At 58.6% G+C, this 15,535-nt stretch carries 12 protein-coding genes; 9 read left to right on the top strand and 3 right to left on the bottom strand.

The window, feature by feature from the left end; all coding sequences use genetic code 11:
• Positions 1 to 198 precede the first annotated feature (198 nt).
• The 8 genes from QMX89_RS19860 (at position 199) to QMX89_RS19825 (ending at position 10,488) form a co-directional block, all read left to right on the top strand.
• Entirely contained in the window at positions 199 to 1,941 is a 1,743-nt protein-coding gene (locus QMX89_RS19860; protein ID WP_056844638.1) for a potassium/proton antiporter, read from the top strand.
• Between the two features lie 38 nt (positions 1,942 to 1,979).
• Positions 1,980 to 5,360: a mechanosensitive channel MscK gene (mscK, locus tag QMX89_RS19855; protein WP_282349535.1), complete on the top strand. Its 3,381-nt coding sequence runs from the start codon at positions 1,980 to 1,982 to the stop codon at positions 5,358 to 5,360.
• Between the two features lie 26 nt (positions 5,361 to 5,386).
• Complete coding sequence (gene selO / locus QMX89_RS19850; protein WP_282349534.1) at positions 5,387 to 6,832, top strand: protein adenylyltransferase SelO; 1,446 nt, start codon at positions 5,387 to 5,389, stop codon at positions 6,830 to 6,832.
• Positions 6,833 to 7,001: 169 nt separating this feature from the next.
• Positions 7,002 to 7,265 carry a type II toxin-antitoxin system HicA family toxin gene (locus tag QMX89_RS19845; protein ID WP_282349533.1) on the top strand — a complete coding sequence of 88 codons (264 nt, stop codon included), beginning with the start codon at positions 7,002 to 7,004 and terminating at the stop codon, positions 7,263 to 7,265.
• Positions 7,266 to 7,273: 8 nt separating this feature from the next.
• Entirely contained in the window at positions 7,274 to 7,606 is a 333-nt protein-coding gene (locus QMX89_RS19840; protein ID WP_236707120.1) for a type II toxin-antitoxin system HicB family antitoxin, read from the top strand.
• Positions 7,607 to 7,730: 124 nt separating this feature from the next.
• Complete coding sequence (gene trxC, locus QMX89_RS19835) at positions 7,731 to 8,174, top strand: thioredoxin TrxC (protein WP_282349532.1); 444 nt, start codon at positions 7,731 to 7,733, stop codon at positions 8,172 to 8,174.
• 1,383 nt (positions 8,175 to 9,557) lie between these two features.
• Entirely contained in the window at positions 9,558 to 9,842 is a 285-nt protein-coding gene (locus tag QMX89_RS19830) for a hypothetical protein (protein WP_282349531.1), read from the top strand.
• A gap of 223 nt (positions 9,843 to 10,065) precedes the next feature.
• The gene (locus QMX89_RS19825; protein WP_282349530.1) at positions 10,066 to 10,488 is read left to right on the top strand and encodes a hypothetical protein; all 423 of its coding nucleotides are present in this window, start codon (positions 10,066 to 10,068) and stop codon (positions 10,486 to 10,488) included.
• A 175-nt stretch (positions 10,489 to 10,663) separates the two neighbouring features.
• Here QMX89_RS19825 and QMX89_RS19820 read toward each other — a convergent pair whose 3' ends face one another.
• Entirely contained in the window at positions 10,664 to 11,434 is a 771-nt protein-coding gene (locus QMX89_RS19820) for a ParA family protein (RefSeq protein WP_282349529.1), read from the bottom strand.
• A 265-nt stretch (positions 11,435 to 11,699) separates the two neighbouring features.
• Here QMX89_RS19820 and QMX89_RS19815 point away from each other — a divergent pair, with 265 nt between their 5' ends.
• Entirely contained in the window at positions 11,700 to 12,884 is a 1,185-nt protein-coding gene (locus QMX89_RS19815) for an MFS transporter (RefSeq protein ID WP_282349551.1), read from the top strand.
• 719 nt (positions 12,885 to 13,603) lie between these two features.
• Here the strand turns inward: QMX89_RS19815 and QMX89_RS19810 are convergent.
• Positions 13,604 to 14,104 carry a hypothetical protein gene (locus QMX89_RS19810; RefSeq protein WP_282349528.1) on the bottom strand — a complete coding sequence of 167 codons (501 nt, stop codon included), beginning with the start codon at positions 14,102 to 14,104 and terminating at the stop codon, positions 13,604 to 13,606.
• A 79-nt stretch (positions 14,105 to 14,183) separates the two neighbouring features.
• Positions 14,184 to 14,723 carry a hypothetical protein gene (locus QMX89_RS19805; RefSeq protein ID WP_282349527.1) on the bottom strand — a complete coding sequence of 180 codons (540 nt, stop codon included), beginning with the start codon at positions 14,721 to 14,723 and terminating at the stop codon, positions 14,184 to 14,186.
• Between the last annotated feature and the right edge of the window lie 812 nt (positions 14,724 to 15,535).

Here is a 15,535-nt window from a genome sequence, read left to right as displayed (position 1 = left end):
TTGAAGCTGATCGGTTCGACACAACGGGCGCCTCAGGGCGCCCGTTGTGTTTGTGGGCCGCGGACCCTGCGCGCTTGCCTGCGACGTATGGGCGGCGCCGGGCAAATCCTTTGACATACATGTGTTTACACGGGTTAGAATCCGTTGGCACGAGGCCTGCATGTTGCCGGTTCTGCCACTGCTTACGGAGTACTGCCCTTGGACGCCACCTTCATCAACAGCCTGTTCTTGATCGGCGCGTTGCTGGTGGGTGCAAGTATTCTGGTCAGCTCGCTGTCCTCTCGGCTGGGCATTCCCATTCTGGTAATCATCCTCGCCGTCGGCATGGCCGCTGGTGTGGATGGCGGCGGTATCATCTTCAACAACTACCCCACGGCCTACCTGGTCGGCAACCTGGCGCTGGCAGTGATTTTGCTCGACGGCGGCTTGCGCACGCGGGTTTCGAGTTTTCGCGTGGCGTTGTGGCCGGCACTGTCGCTGGCCACGGTCGGGGTGCTGATCACCACTGCGCTGACCGGTGCGGTGGCAGCCTGGCTGTTCGACCTGAGCATGATTCAGGGGCTGTTGATCGGCGCCATCGTCGGCTCCACCGATGCCGCAGCGGTGTTCTCGCTGCTGGGTGGCAAGGGCCTGAACGAGCGGGTAACCGCAACGCTCGAAATCGAATCGGGCAGCAACGACCCCATGGCGGTGTTTCTCACCGTGACCCTGATCGACATGATCGCCAGCGGCCAGACCGGCCTGCATTGGGGCCTGCTGGGCCATCTGCTGCGCGAGTTCGGCATCGGCGGCGTGATTGGTCTGGGCGGCGGCTGGGTTATGCTGCAACTGGTCAACCGCATCAACCTAGCCACCGGCCTGTACCCGATCCTGGTGGTGGCCGGCGGTCTGCTGGTGTTCGCCTTGACCAACGCCCTGCACGGCAGCGGCTTCCTCGCCGTCTACCTGTGCGGCCTGGTGATGGGCAACAAGCCAATTCGCAGCCGTCATGGCATTCTGCACATGCTCGACGGCATGGCCTGGCTGGCACAGATCGGCATGTTCCTGGTATTGGGCCTGCTGGTCACGCCCCACGACCTGCTGCCCATCGCCCTGCCCGCCCTTGCCTTGGCGCTGTGGATGATCCTGGTCGCGCGGCCGCTGTCGGTGATGGTCGGGCTGCTGCCGTTCAAGGCCTTCCACGGCCGCGAAAAGGCGTTCATTTCCTGGGTGGGCCTGCGCGGCGCGGTGCCGATCATTCTGGCGGTGTTCCCGTTGATGGCCGGGCTGCCGGATGCGCAGCTGTTCTTCAACCTGGCCTTCTTTATCGTGCTGGTGTCGCTGCTGGTGCAAGGCACCAGCCTGCCGTGGGTGGCCAAGCTGCTCAAGGTCACTGTGCCGCCGGACCCGGCGCCGATCTCCCGCTCGGCCCTCGAAGTGCACATCACCAGCGAGTGGGAGTTGTTCGTCTATCGCCTGGGCGCGGAAAAATGGTGCATCGGCGCCGCCCTGCGCGAGCTGAAGATGCCCGAAGGCACCCGCATTGCCGCGTTGTTTCGCGGCCAGCAACTGCTCCACCCGTCGGGCAGTACGGTGCTGGAAGTGGACGACTTGCTGTGCGTGATCGGCCATGAGCACAACCTGCCCGCCCTGGGCAAACTGTTCAGCCGCGCACCACAACGCGGTCTGGACCTGCGTTTCTTCGGCGACTTCGTGCTCGAAGGCGACGCCGAACTGGGCGCTGTCTCGGCGCTCTACGGCCTCAAGCTCGACGGTCTGGATCCGCAGATGCCGCTCAGTCGCTTCATCATGCAGCGGGTCGGCGGCGCACCGATCGTCGGCGACCACGTGGAGTGGAATGGCACGCTGTGGACGGTCGCGGTCATGGACGGGAACCGGATCATGAAAGTGGGCGTCAAATTCCCCGAAGGAAGTCGTCCAGCGCCTGGGCTCTTCCTCTAAACTGCCCATCTCTCTTCGAGCTGTACGACTCTTAACCTATGCGCAATTTTCTTTCCGCAGCCCTGCTGGGGCTGTGCATGGCTGTCGCCAGCGTTCAGGCTGCCGACCCGCTGAACCGCGAAACGGTGCAGCAGAACCTCGACAAGATCGCCGAACGCAAGCTGCCAGAAGCCGACCAGAAGGCTCTGCAGCAGGTGTTCGAACAGACCCTGGGCCTGATCGGCAATCAGGAAGACAACGAACGCAAGCTGGCTGATCTCAAGCAGCAACTCACCGATGCACCCAAGCAGACCCTTGAGGCGCAGCGTGAGCTGAGCCGCCTCAAGGGCGCGCCGGTCATCCCGGTGACTCAGCGCTACGCGACCTTGAGTGTGCCGCAGCTGGAGCAGATCTTCAGCGAGCGCACCACCGAACAAGGCGAGCTGCAAAAGGCGCTGTCCGATGCCAACAGCCTGATCATTACCGCGCAGACCCGACCGGAACGCGCGCAGACCGAGATCAGCGCCAGCCAGAACCGCATCCAGCAGATCAACGGCATCCTCAAGCTGGGCAAGAACGACGGCAAGGCGCTGACGCCCGACACCCGCAACCAACTGGTGGCCGAACAGGCCTCCATCGGTGCCTTGATCAACCTGCGCCGCCAGGAACTGGCCGGTAACAGCACCCTGCAAGACCTGGGCAATGCCCGGCACGATCTGGTGCTGGAGAAAACCACTCGGCTGGATCAGGAAATCCAGGACCTGCAGACGCTGATCAATCAAAAGCGTCTGGCGCAGTCCCAGGAAACGGTGACCAAACAGTCGCTGGAAGCACAGAAAGCCGGCGGCAGCAGCGTGCTGGCCACTGAAAGTGCGACCAACGTCAAACTGTCCGACTACCTCCTGCGCAGCACCGACCGCCTCAACGAGCTGACCCAGCAGAACCTCAAGACCCGCCAGCAGCTCGACAGCGTGACCCAGAGCGACCAGGCCCTGGATGAGCAGATCAGCGTGCTCAAGGGCAGCCTGCTGCTGTCCAAGATTCTCTACAAGCAGAAGCAAGCGCTGCCCCACCTGAAGGTCGACCGCGACTTGGCGGACGAGATCGCCGATATCCGTTTGTACCAGTTCGAGGTCAACCAACAGCGAGAAGCCATCAGCAATCCGGCAGCGTATGTGGATAACTTGCTGGCCAATCAGGCGCAGGACCAGAACACGCCGCAGTTGCGCAAAAGCTTGCTGGAGCTGGCGGTCACCCGCAGCGATCTGCTCGAACGGCTGAACCGAGAACTGAGCGCACTGCTCAACGAATCGATCACCCTGCAGCTCAACCAGAAACAGCTGCTCAGCACCGCCCAAAGCCTGCGTGCCACGCTGGACGAGCAGATGTTCTGGATCCCCAGCAACAAGCCGCTGGATGACGAGTGGTTCAAGGCGGTGCCGCGGCGCCTGGAAAACCAGGTCACCACCCTGCCCTGGGCGTCCAGCGTGAGCGAACTGACCGACGGCCTGGTGCAGCGACCCTTGCTGTTCCTGCCGCTGCTGCTGGTGATCGGCCTGCTGCAATGGAAGCGCGCGTTTCTCTACCAGAAACTCAATGCGGTGCATCAGGACATAGGCCACTTCAAGCGCGACCGCCAGTGGCATACGCCTGCCGCTATCCTGATCAACATTCTGCTGGCCATGCCTATGGCCCTGGGCCTGGCCCTGTGCGGCTATGCCCTGTTGATCGATGCCCGCGGGCAGAATGCCGGATTGGGCGCGGCCATGTTGCAGATCGCCCAGGCGTGGCTGGTGTTCTATACCGCGTACCGCATCCTCGCCCCCGGCGGCGTGGCCGAGCTGCATTTCCGCTGGGAGCGGGCGCAGGTGGCCTTTCTGCAAGGCTGGGTGCGCCGCCTGGGCTTCGTCGTGCTGGCTTTAGTCTCAGTGGTGGCGGTGGCCGAACTGCAACCCTCGGCGCTGGCCGATGACGTGCTCGGCATCGCCGTGGTGCTCACCTGTTATGCATTGATGGCCTGGCTGCTGGGACGGTTGCTGATCAGCAGCCCGACGCACAAGAGCGCTTCACTGTTCCGCCGTGCCATCGGTCTGCTGTTCACGGCATTGCCGATCGCCCTGTTCGTGGCGGTCTGCTTCGGCTACTACTACACCGCGCTCAAGCTCACCGACCGGCTGATCGACACCCTGTACCTGCTGATGATCTGGCTGGTCATCGAAGCCGCGTTCGTGCGAGGGCTGAGCGTCGCCGCCCGGCGACTGGCCTACCAGCGGGCGCTGGCCAAGCGACAGCTGGCCAAGGACAGCGGCGAAGGTGAACCGGTGGCAGAAGAGCCGACCCTGGACATCGAACAGGTCAACCAGCAATCCCTGCGCCTGGTACGCCTGGCCTTGCTGGCCGGTTTCATCGGCGCGCTGTATTGGGTCTGGAGCGACCTGATCAGCGTGTTCGCCTACCTGGACAACATCACCCTGTACGAATACACCAGCGGCACCGGCGCCGCCATGAGCATGGTGCCGATCAGCCTGAGCGACTTCATCGGTGCAGCCATGATCATCGGCATCACCATCGTGCTGGCCGGCAACCTGCCGGGGCTGCTGGAAGTGTTGGTACTGTCCAAGCTGAACCTGGCCCAAGGCAGCGCCTACGCCACCACTACCTTGCTGTCCTACGTGATTGCCGGTGTCGGTTTCGTGTCCACGCTGTCGACCCTGGGGGTGAGCTGGGACAAGCTGCAATGGCTGGTCGCGGCCTTGTCGCTGGGTATCGGTTTCGGCATGCAGGAGATTTTCGCCAACTTCATCTCCGGCATCATGATTCTCTTCGAGCGCCCGGTGCGCATCGGTGACACCATCACCATCGGCAACCTGTCGGGCACGGTGAGCAAGATCCGTATCCGCGCGACCACGATCACCGATTTCGACCGCAAGGACATCATCGTCCCCAACAAGACCTTCATCACCGGGCAACTGATCAACTGGTCGCTGACCGACACCATCACCCGGGTGACCTTGAAGCTGGGCGTGGACTACGGCTCGGACCTGGACCTGGTGCGGACCCTGCTGCTCAAAGCGGCACGGGACAATCCACGGGTGCTCAAGGAACCGGAGCCGCTGGTGTATTTCCTCAACTTCGGCGAGAGCACCCTGGACCACGAACTGCGCATGCACGTGCGTGACCTGGGCGACCGCAATCCGGTGCTGGACGAGATCAATCGGTTCATCAACAAGGAATTCAAACGCCAGAACATCAACATTTCGTTCCGGCAGATGGAGATCTACCTGAAGAACACCACCGGCAAAGAGTACAAGCTGGTGCCCGCCGAGTCAGGCGAGAGCACCGGCACCCTGCAGCCGGCCGCTATGCCTGCACAGGCGGAGCCGCCGAGCACGCCTCGGGTCGTCGACGCACCCCAGCCGCCCCCCTCGAAACTTGACTGAGCGCACTACGCCCACGGAGAACGCACATGAAAGGCCTCGACGAACTGATCTTCGACAACCGCTTCGCCCGCCTGGGCGACGTCTTTTCCACTCACGTTCTGCCGGAGCCCATCGACAATCCACGGCTGGTGGTGGCCAGCGATGCAGCCATGAGCCTGCTGGACCTGGACCCTGCGTGTGCCCAGACGCCGCTGTTCGCCGAGCTGTTCAGCGGCCACAAATTGTGGAGCGAAACCGAGCCGCGGGCGATGATCTATTCGGGTCATCAGTTCGGCGGCTACACCCCTCAGTTGGGCGACGGCCGCGGCGTACTGCTCGGCGAGGTGTACAACGACGCTGGCGAACACTGGGACCTGCACCTCAAGGGCGCCGGACCTACGCCCTACTCGCGCCGAGGCGATGGCCGCGCAGTGCTGCGCTCCTCGATCCGCGAATTCCTGGCGTCCGAAGCCTTGCACGCCCTGGGCATTCCCAGCAGCCGCGCCCTGTGCGTGATCGCGTCGGACACGCCGGTATGGCGTGAAAAGCAGGAACGCGCCGCCATGCTCCTGCGCCTTGCGCCGAGCCACGTGCGTTTCGGTCATTTCGAATACTTCTATTACACCCGCCAACCCGAACTGCAGAAACAGTTGGTCGACCATGTGCTGGCGGCGCATTTTCCCGGCTGCGCGACCCAGCCTGAGCCCTACCTGGACATGTTCCGCGAGATCGTCGAGCGCAACGCCGAGCTGATCGCGCAATGGCAGGCCTACGGCTTCTGTCACGGGGTGATGAACACCGACAACATGTCGATTCTGGGCATTACCTTCGACTTCGGACCGTTCGCCTTCCTGGATGACTTCGACGCGAACTTCATCTGCAACCACTCCGACCATGAAGGCCGCTACAGCTTCAGCAACCAGGTGCCGGTGGCACACTGGAACCTGAGCGCCCTGGCTCAGTCGTTGACACCCTTGATCGAAGTGCCGGCGCTGCAGGAAGCATTGGGGTTGTTCCTGCCACTGTACGAGGCTGCCTATCTGGACATCATGCGGCGGCGACTGGGCTTCACCCTGGCCGAAGACGGCGACAAGGTGCTGCTCGAACGTCTGCTGGGGCTGATGCAGAACAGCGGCGTGGATTACAACCTGTTCTTCCGGCGCCTGGGCGAAGCCGGCGCGCTGTCCGATCTGCGCGATGACTTCGTCGATATCCAGGGCTTCGATACCTGGGCGGCCGATTATCAGGCGCGTATGGATCGTGATGTGGTCGACGGTCGTACCGAGCGCATGAATCAGGTCAATCCTTTGTACATCCTGCGCAATTACCTGGCGCAGAAAGCCATCGATGCCGCCGAAGACGGCGACTACTCCGAGGTGCGGCGATTGCACCAGGTGCTCTCGAACCCGTTCGAAGCGCAACCGGGCATGGAACGCTACGCGGAACGGCCACCGGAGTGGGGCAAGCATCTGGAGATCAGTTGTTCGTCGTGAGGGGTGGCTGACTCTCTATTATCAACGGCATGCATCGGACACCGCCTACATCGCTTTCAAGCCTGTCCGACTGCCGTTTCGTTGCAACCAGCACATCATCGTGTGCCCCTAAATCTCTATCTGGAACGGTACCTATTTCTGGTACCATTTTAGAGTACGGAGCGTTACGATGAACCCTTCAAAGCTCAAACACATTGACGTGCTTGAGGCGATCTACGCTCGCCCTGTGTCAGGAACAATCCGCTGGTCACGCATCGAGCGATTGTTCATCGAATTGGGAGGCAAGGTGCAAGAGCGGGAAGGCTCACGAGTGGCGGTAGTTCTTTTCGGGACCGTGCGGGTGTTCCATCGCCCTCATCCGTCCCCGGAAACCGACAAGGCCGCAGTGGCAAGCATCCGCAATTGGCTGGCAGTCAACGGAATCGAAGCATGAACAACATCATGATCATCGACGGCCATCGGGCCGTCATCCAGTACGACCCGGAAGTCGGGACTTTTCGCGGGGAGTTCATCAATCTGAATGGCGGTGCGGACTTTCACGCCGACAGCGTCAGCGCATTGAAGACCGAAGGCGCCGAGTCGTTGCGAGTATTTCTGCAAGTGTGCGCAGAGGAAGGGATCGAGCCAGTCAAATGCTACTCGGGGAAATTTCAGCTCCGGCTGCCTGAAACGCTGCATGCCCAGGTCACTGAAGCGGCGGCTGCGCTGGGCGTCAGCATCAATCAGTTCGTGCAGCGCAGCCTTGAGCATGAGCTCAAGACGGTGAAGCCATGATTGACCTGTGCGCTATTGAGCAGTGGCATGGTCGATCGAACCTTCAGTCTTACAAGCCCCACTTGGGTGCAGCTCGACGAAACGCCACCCCATACCCGATTCACCTGTGCAACCGGAGCCCGGCATGAGCGACTCACTGGTAATCCCCTGCCCGCATTGCAACGGGCTCAACCGCATTCCTGCTTCGCGCCTCCAAGACCAGCCCAAGTGCGGGCGGTGCAAGGCGGCGGTGTTGCTCGATACACCCTTCGAGCTGACTCAAGGCGACTATGCCAGCCAGATCAAAGGCGACCTGCCATTGCTGGTGGACGTCTGGGCCGACTGGTGCGGGCCGTGCAAGTCCTTCGCACCGGTGTTCGAACAGGCGGCAAAGCAACTGCAGGGCCACTGCCGGCTGGCCAAACTGGACAGCCAGGCCAACCCGCAGCTGTCCACGCAGCTCGGCATTCGCTCGATACCGAGCCTGATCCTGTTCAAGAACGGTCGGGAAGTCGCGCGACAGAGCGGTGCAATGCCGCTGCCCCAGTTAGTGGGCTGGCTACGCGCCCAAGGGATTGTTGATCGGTAGGAACCTGAAGAATCGCATAGCGGCCCTGACGCGGCTTGCGCCGCTGCTACAGGGATCGCGGTGTTTCTGTAGCAGCGGCGCGAGCCGCGTCAGGCCTCACCGCGTGGTATCAGACAGGTCACCTTGTCCGCCGACGCGGCTTGCGCCGCTGCTACAGGGGGTGTGAAACTGTGTGCGCCCACCGCCGTTAGGTTGCACGCACTGTTTGTCGTGATGGGGCGGGCTTGGAGTACATGTACTCCCGCCCACCCCTGTTATCGATCGTATCAACCGTCCCCGTACCCGTGTGGGTATCAGCAAATGCAACACCATCGAAACGGGTTTACTGTATCGACGCCAAGAAAATTCATTACGCCCAATTTAAAAATACCGATCGCGAGATGTCTTTTCTGATTCACACCCTGCGCCATTGAACAATAATATACAGATCTAACGATTCTCTTGCTTTTTAACTGCCTAAGCGTCTTAACTTGAACATTGTAGAGAACTGCTTATTAAAAACCATGTGCTTTATGCCAAATCAGCCTAACCGATACGTTCGCCGTAACTAATCTAGGATTTGTAGTTTACGCCCCCCCACAACGAGATTAGAACAATGAACGATTACGATTACGATGAGCAACCCGATAGATGCCAGGTGGAACTGGACGGTCAACCTTGGCCGCAGACCATACTCGTTGGTGAAAGAAAACTATAGGTTGACGGAAATTGGTATGCGACCATCTCAGCCAACAGGCGTTTCAGCCCTACAGGACCAGATTATATAGGTGACTTGATCATACTGAATTTCGATGATTTTTTGCAACCCGATCGCTATCCAATTACAGCCCCCCGGACCTGTGGACGTAACGTATGTCAAATTTTCTGCCTCAGTAGCTAAGTCTTACATCGCAACCGGCGGTTGGGTACCACTGACTCTTGGCCCCCGCAGTCGCGTCGCGGGCGAGTTCGAGGCGCGGTTTTTGGACTCAAACATCCAATTGACTGCAGGTGCTTTTAACGTGAATTGTCCTAAGCCGGAACCCAGGGGCACCACCCGCGGGGCGAACTACGATCCGCAAACTCTTCAACACCTTAAACATCTCCGAAAATTTGGGTGGTAACAGAGCGATAGACACATGATGCCGCTTTACTTGCAAGAGGCGTCATGGGTTCGCGATGGTATTTCTGAAAGTACTCAGGCTTGGGGAAATCGTCAGACCTAATCTTGGGCACTATTCATTTTTCCTTTCACACTGGCCCAGTATACGCCCTATCTATTATTCAATGTCGAATATCCGCAACGATGACTCTGTTCGTATAGGCGAACATTGTTGTTGCTTATACGCATGAGCGAGGATCTCGGCATGAGTGGCTCACTGATGATTCCCCGCCCGTACTGCAATGGGCTCAACCGCAGGCCCGTATCACGGCTGGCTGAACATCTCAAAGGAGGCGGTGCAAATCAACGGTGATGTTGAACAAACCCTTCAGTTGACTCAACGTGCCCAAGGCGGCTGGATCAAGAGCGACTTGAAACTGCCGGTGGACGAATGGCCGACAGGTGCGGGCCATGCAAGTATTTTGCGCCAGTTCGGGCAAGCGGCTATGCAACTGCAGGGTCAGTCACCCAATAACTTGCCCACCGACAAAACGCGGCTGATACGCTCTATCCAAAAACATCAATAATTGGACGTACACTATTATTCACCACACAGAGCTATGAAATAAAATTATTACTTAACCCTCTTCTTTTAGCTTCCAATTAGCTACGCGACACAAGACAGACATCATGGGGCCTTATTTATTAAAATAAGCAATTTTATTCTGAATTGGTCTATTCAACGTCATCAAAGATGCTAATGTTTGGCTGTGCACACGCACACCACTCATCAACATCGAGGTGATAGCAATGAACAATTCGGTCAAACAAGACAACGCTTTCGAAGTTAAACTTGACGATAAATCCTTTAGGTACCAAACCCTCGAAGGTGGACGCAGCCAGTTTCCTCCTCAAACTGGATATTGGTATGCATACATTCATGCGATTAGATCTCAGGGGGAGCGAGAATCTGACACTGTGGGCCTGATACTCCTAGACGATTTGCCAGCTGATGAGTACCAGATCGAACCGGATGGACCGGTCAAAGTGTCGTATACGAAAATGATTGGTGGTTATATGAAGGCTTACAAAGCAGTCAGCGGAAAAGTGATATTGACCCGACCCCTAGGGACTCGCGCAGTGGGCACGTTCAAAGTGGAGCTGGACAACGAAATCACGTTGACGGAAGGTTCTTTCGACGTGCTTTGCCCCAAGCCAGAACCCCGTCCGTGAGGAGCGAGACACAACGCTACTCGCAAACCCTTGAACGCCTTAAAATATCCTCGCCTTTTGGGGCGTGAAAGGAATATTGAATGACCCGTGATTCTTCTTTCTCGAGCCGCGTCCGCGGTGCAAGCGGTGCACCTGAAAGACCGTATCGGCGCCGGACGCAGCTTGCGATGCGGGTTCAGGCTTGTTCGAGCAGGTCGTGCAATTCGACGAATTGCTGGGTCAGCTTGTGCCGCGGATCCAAGTGGATCAGCGGGATGTTCAGTTCATGGGATTCGCGCATCTTCACCGAGCTGTTCAGGTACACAGGCAAGACGGGCAAGCCCTCGGCGATGAGTTCGTCGAGCATCTGCTGAGGGAGGCTGGCGCGAGGCTGGAACTGGTTGACCACAATGCCCTCCACTTCCAGGCCTTCGTTGTGGTCTTCCTTCAATTCTGCGATCTCGTCGAGCAGACCATAGAGCGCATGCCTGGAAAAGCTGTCGCAGTCGAAGGGAATCAACACACGATCTGCTGCGATCAACGCCGACACCGCATAGAAATTCAGCGCCGGTGGGGTATCGATATAGATCCGGTCGTACTCTTCACTGAGCTCGTCGAGCAGTTTGCGCAACTTGTTGATCTTGTGCTTGGCTTCCAGCTTGGGCTGCAGGTCGGCCAGCTCTGCAGAAGCTGTGATGACATGCAGGTTATCGTAAGGCGTCTCGTGAATGTCCACCTTGCCTTTCTTGCTGGCCGGTCCGGACGACAGGATCTGCTTGAAGAAATCAGCAATGCCCATCGGGATATCGTTGCCGGTGAGCCCGGTGAGGTATTGGGTCGAGTTGGCCTGGGCATCGAGGTCGATCAATAACGTACGAAAGCCCTCGTTGGCACTCACGGCCGCCAGGTTGCAGGCAATGCTGGATTTGCCCACGCCGCCTTTCTGATTGAACACCACGCGCCGCATCGATACCCCTCCATGACAGGCAAAGCCTCGAGTGTAGTGACCAGAGTATTACAGTTGCTAGCGCGCTGGGGCGTTGATTCTCGGATTTCTCCTACAATCTGCTGTAACGAGCGCGCAGGATGTTGGCAGAAATCATTAGCCAGCTATATAGTTTTCCAACTCCTGCCGCCCCAACTCCGAGGTCACCGTGAAGACTGCTGTCGCGCCTCCTGCGCAAGCTGTTGATACCCCTCATCAAAACGCCAATTCCTTCAACGAACAGTACATCGAAAAAGGCACCCCGCAGTTCCTGCGAACGGTCCTGGCCTTGTTCAGCGGCGGCTTCGCCACCTTTGCCCTGCTCTACTGCGTACAACCCATGATGCCGATCCTGTCCCATGAGTTCGGCATCAATGCCGCCCAGAGCAGCCTGGTGCTGTCGGTGGCGACCGGGATGCTGGCCATCGGATTGTTGATCACCGGGCCGATCTCCGACAGCATCGGCCGCAAGCCGGTCATGGTCGCGGCCCTGTTCTGCGCTGCGGCATGCACGATCGGTAGCGCCTTGATGCCGAGCTGGGACGGCGTCCTGCTGTTGCGCGCCCTCACCGGGCTTAGCCTAAGTGGCCTCGCGGCGGTGGCCATGACCTACCTCAGCGAAGAGATACACCCCCAGCACATCGGCCTGGCCATGGGTTTGTACATTGGCGGCAACGCCATCGGTGGCATGAGCGGACGCCTGATCACCGGCGTACTGATCGACTTCGTCAGCTGGCACACCGCCCTGCTGGTGGTGGGCGGTCTGGCGCTGATCGCGGCAGCGGTGTTCGTGAAAATTCTGCCCGAATCGCGCAACTTCCGCCCACGCAGGATGAACCCCCGTGGCTTGATCGAAGGCTTCACCATGCACTTAAAGGACGCCGGATTGCCGTGGCTGTTCCTCGAAGCGTTCCTGCTGATGGGCAGCTTCGTCACCCTGTTCAACTACATCGGCTACCGCCTGCTGGCCGAGCCATACAGCCTGAGCCAGGCCTTGGTGGGATTGCTGTCAGTGGTGTACCTGGCCGGCATCTACAGCTCGGCACAGGTCGGATCCCTGGCCGACAAGCACGGGCGACGCAAGGTGTTCTGGATGAGCATCGTGCTGATGTTCGCGGGTCTGCTGGTGACCTTGTTCAACCCGGTGCCGGTGATTCTGCTGGGGATGCTGATGTTCACCTTCGGCTTTTTCGGCGCGCACTCGGTGGCCAGCAGCTGGATCGGCCGCCGGGCGTTGACAGCCAAGGGGCAGGCGTCTTCGCTGTATCTGTTCAGCTACTATGCAGGGTCTAGCGTAGCCGGGACTGCGGGCGGGATGGCTTGGCACTACGGGGGCTGGACGGGTGTGGGCGGGTTTATCGCGGGGCTGTTGACGGTGGCGTTGGTGGTGGCGGCGAAATTGGCGAAATTGAAGCCGGTGGGGCCGGCCTAGAGTTGACTTGCGACGCCCTGTGGCGCAGGTAGCACTACAGCTACGGGCGTTGTAGCTGTAGTGCTGAAGAACATCGATTTACGTAAGGTGACTGCCCGCAATCAGCCAGGCTTATCAGTACGTCTTGAACTCACCTTCTATGCACGGCGGCGTATCAATAAATCGGAGCCGCACGCCTTCCAGTCGCGCCTCAAAGATGAGCGGAAGAGAGATTTTCTTTATGATCAACGTGCCTGAAATGATAGTCCCGCTCAGGTAATACTGTCCGCTCCACTTCCAAAACACACTGCCTGTTACCGCAGGGTTTTTCTCAAAAGAATACCTGCCTGCGGTAGCAGTCGCGGGAATTTCAATTGCCAATCCTAGCCAGTCGCCCCCTGGGGGGACGACCAAAGGCGAGGCGCCGATACCGATAACACCTCGGTCGGGATTATAGCCTACACCACCGCTGAGTGTTTGTTTTCCCGGATAGGGAGGTGTACCCGGGCCTGGATAATGGCCAGGAACATTGATTTTAAAATCGCCCAGAGCAGAACCACTTCCAGATCTCAACGCCTCGATTTTTTAATGAATAAATTAGCTGCGAATTCATTCGAATTTTTGACTTGGTCTTTATCATTTCCACTCATGGCAACACCCACACACAGTCACGTCGCTTAGTCATAAACGGGAAGCCACTTCCCTATTGAGGAAGGGTGGCGTTCCGCACGTTCTCTTGGTCAGCCAAACGTCATGCTCCCCTTTACATCGCTCAGCCCATCGCCTCCTAACTGCACGGAGTCGAATGTGAGCCTAAGGTGCTGGATGTCGAATTCTTGAGCTGTGAATGTGATATTGCCCGACATCATGGTAGCAAGCTGTAACGAACGGTCGCCCCGTTTATAGGCCACATAACCGAAGATGCCACTTCCCGGTGTTCCTGGCCGCGAAATCACATAGGTGCCAGGCGCGGTATCGTCAGGAAAATACATCAACACTCCGGTCCAGTCATTGCCGTTTCCAACCACTCTGCCGCCTGCCACCAAAAGGCCGCCATCTTCGGGACTGAAATGACCAGACGCTTCGTGCTTTATAGATTCAGCGCCTTCAGGGATAGTGAGTACGATTAGCCCTTTCTTCACCTTGGTATCAGCCGCACTGCGGGACGATATTCCGTTTTCGAAAAAATCCTGAATGAGTTGCTCAAACGGGGAAGCGAGGGTGCGTGTTTTCTTGGTCATGATCTTGATGTCCTTTAGCTGCTCCGGTCCGGCGTTTTGATGATTCGGCTCGTTTCCAGTACGGTGGTTATGCCTGTCTTTAACCGTCCCGGCTGTGGTCGGCGCTATCCGTTGTAAACTTACCTTCAACGCAGGGCGGCGTAGCGAGGGATTGAAAGTGAACGTCTTCCAGTTCTATATCCAGCTCATTGGGCAGGCCAATTTTTTTGATGACCAACGTTCCAGACGTTATGGTTCCAGTCAGAAACTGGGGCATTCCACTCCAGCTCCAAGAGAAATACCCTGATACGGAGCCGTTTTTCTCTATCGTATAACTTCCAACGCCTTTGTCCGCTGGAAACTTGATGGCAACGCCTAGCCAGTCGGCTCCTGGGTGAACGATACTCGCACTGATACCGGTAACTTCGGCTGTCTTGCCATCTTCCGAAATAGACAGTCCGCCGCCTAACTTCTGCCTCCCTGGATACGATTCACCGGTCGGGAAGTTACCAGGGACGTTCACCACCCATTGACCGAAGGCGCGACGCCCCTGCGCTTGCTGTTTTTCAATTCTGGCAATGAGCGACTTTGCCGACTCATCGCTCAAGGGGTCGGCTTGATCCTGTTTTTTACTTGTCATGACGATCTCCAGGCATGAGCATGCCTCGCACTGCTAAATAAGCAGGCACGCGCTATTTATTCACTTAGCGAGTCCACGACCTGAGGAAGGAGGATCGTGGCCGTGATCAATATATAGGCCCACACCAGAATAAAATCCAGCAGAAACCATGAACAATATTAACTATTAATATTCATTTAGCGAGCAGAAGAAAAACTTTGTTCTTCATGGACTTTGAATGCCCACTGGTCAATGCATCACTGTAGTGAAAGCCGGCGCGGCTATGGGGGTCAGTGTGATTCTGTCGCAGCGGTGCAAGCCGCGTCCGGGTCGATGCGGTCGTTCAGGTATACCGCGTATACCGCCGACGCGGCTTGCGCCGCTGCTACAGGGGGACGGGTGTTTCTGTGGCAGCGGTGCAAGCCGCGTCCGGGGTCGATGCGGTCGCTCAGGTATACCGCGTATACCGCCGACGCGGCTTGCGCCGCTGCTACAGGGGACGGGTGTTTCTGTAGCAGCGGTGCAAGCCGCGTCTGGGTCGATGCGGTCGTTCGGGTATACCGCGTATACCGCCGACGCGGCTTGCGCCGCTGCTACAGGGGACGGGTGTTTCTGTAGCAGCGGTGCAGGCCGCGTCCGGGGTCGATGCGGTCGCTCAGGTATACCGCGTATACCGCCGACGCGGCTTGCGCCGCTGCTACAGGGGACGGGTGTTTCTGTGGCAGCGGTGCAAGCCGCGTCCGGGGTCGATGCGGTCGCTCAGGTATACCGCGTATACCGCCGACGCGCCGTTACCCCGCGGCACCACGGGCGGGGGGGTGGGTGGGGGGGGG

The sequence above is a fragment of the Pseudomonas sp. PS01301 genome (assembly GCF_029960215.1).
GTDB classification, from domain to species: domain Bacteria; phylum Pseudomonadota; class Gammaproteobacteria; order Pseudomonadales; family Pseudomonadaceae; genus Aquipseudomonas; species Aquipseudomonas coleopterorum.
This window is presented reverse-complemented; position numbering and strand designations above follow the sequence as displayed.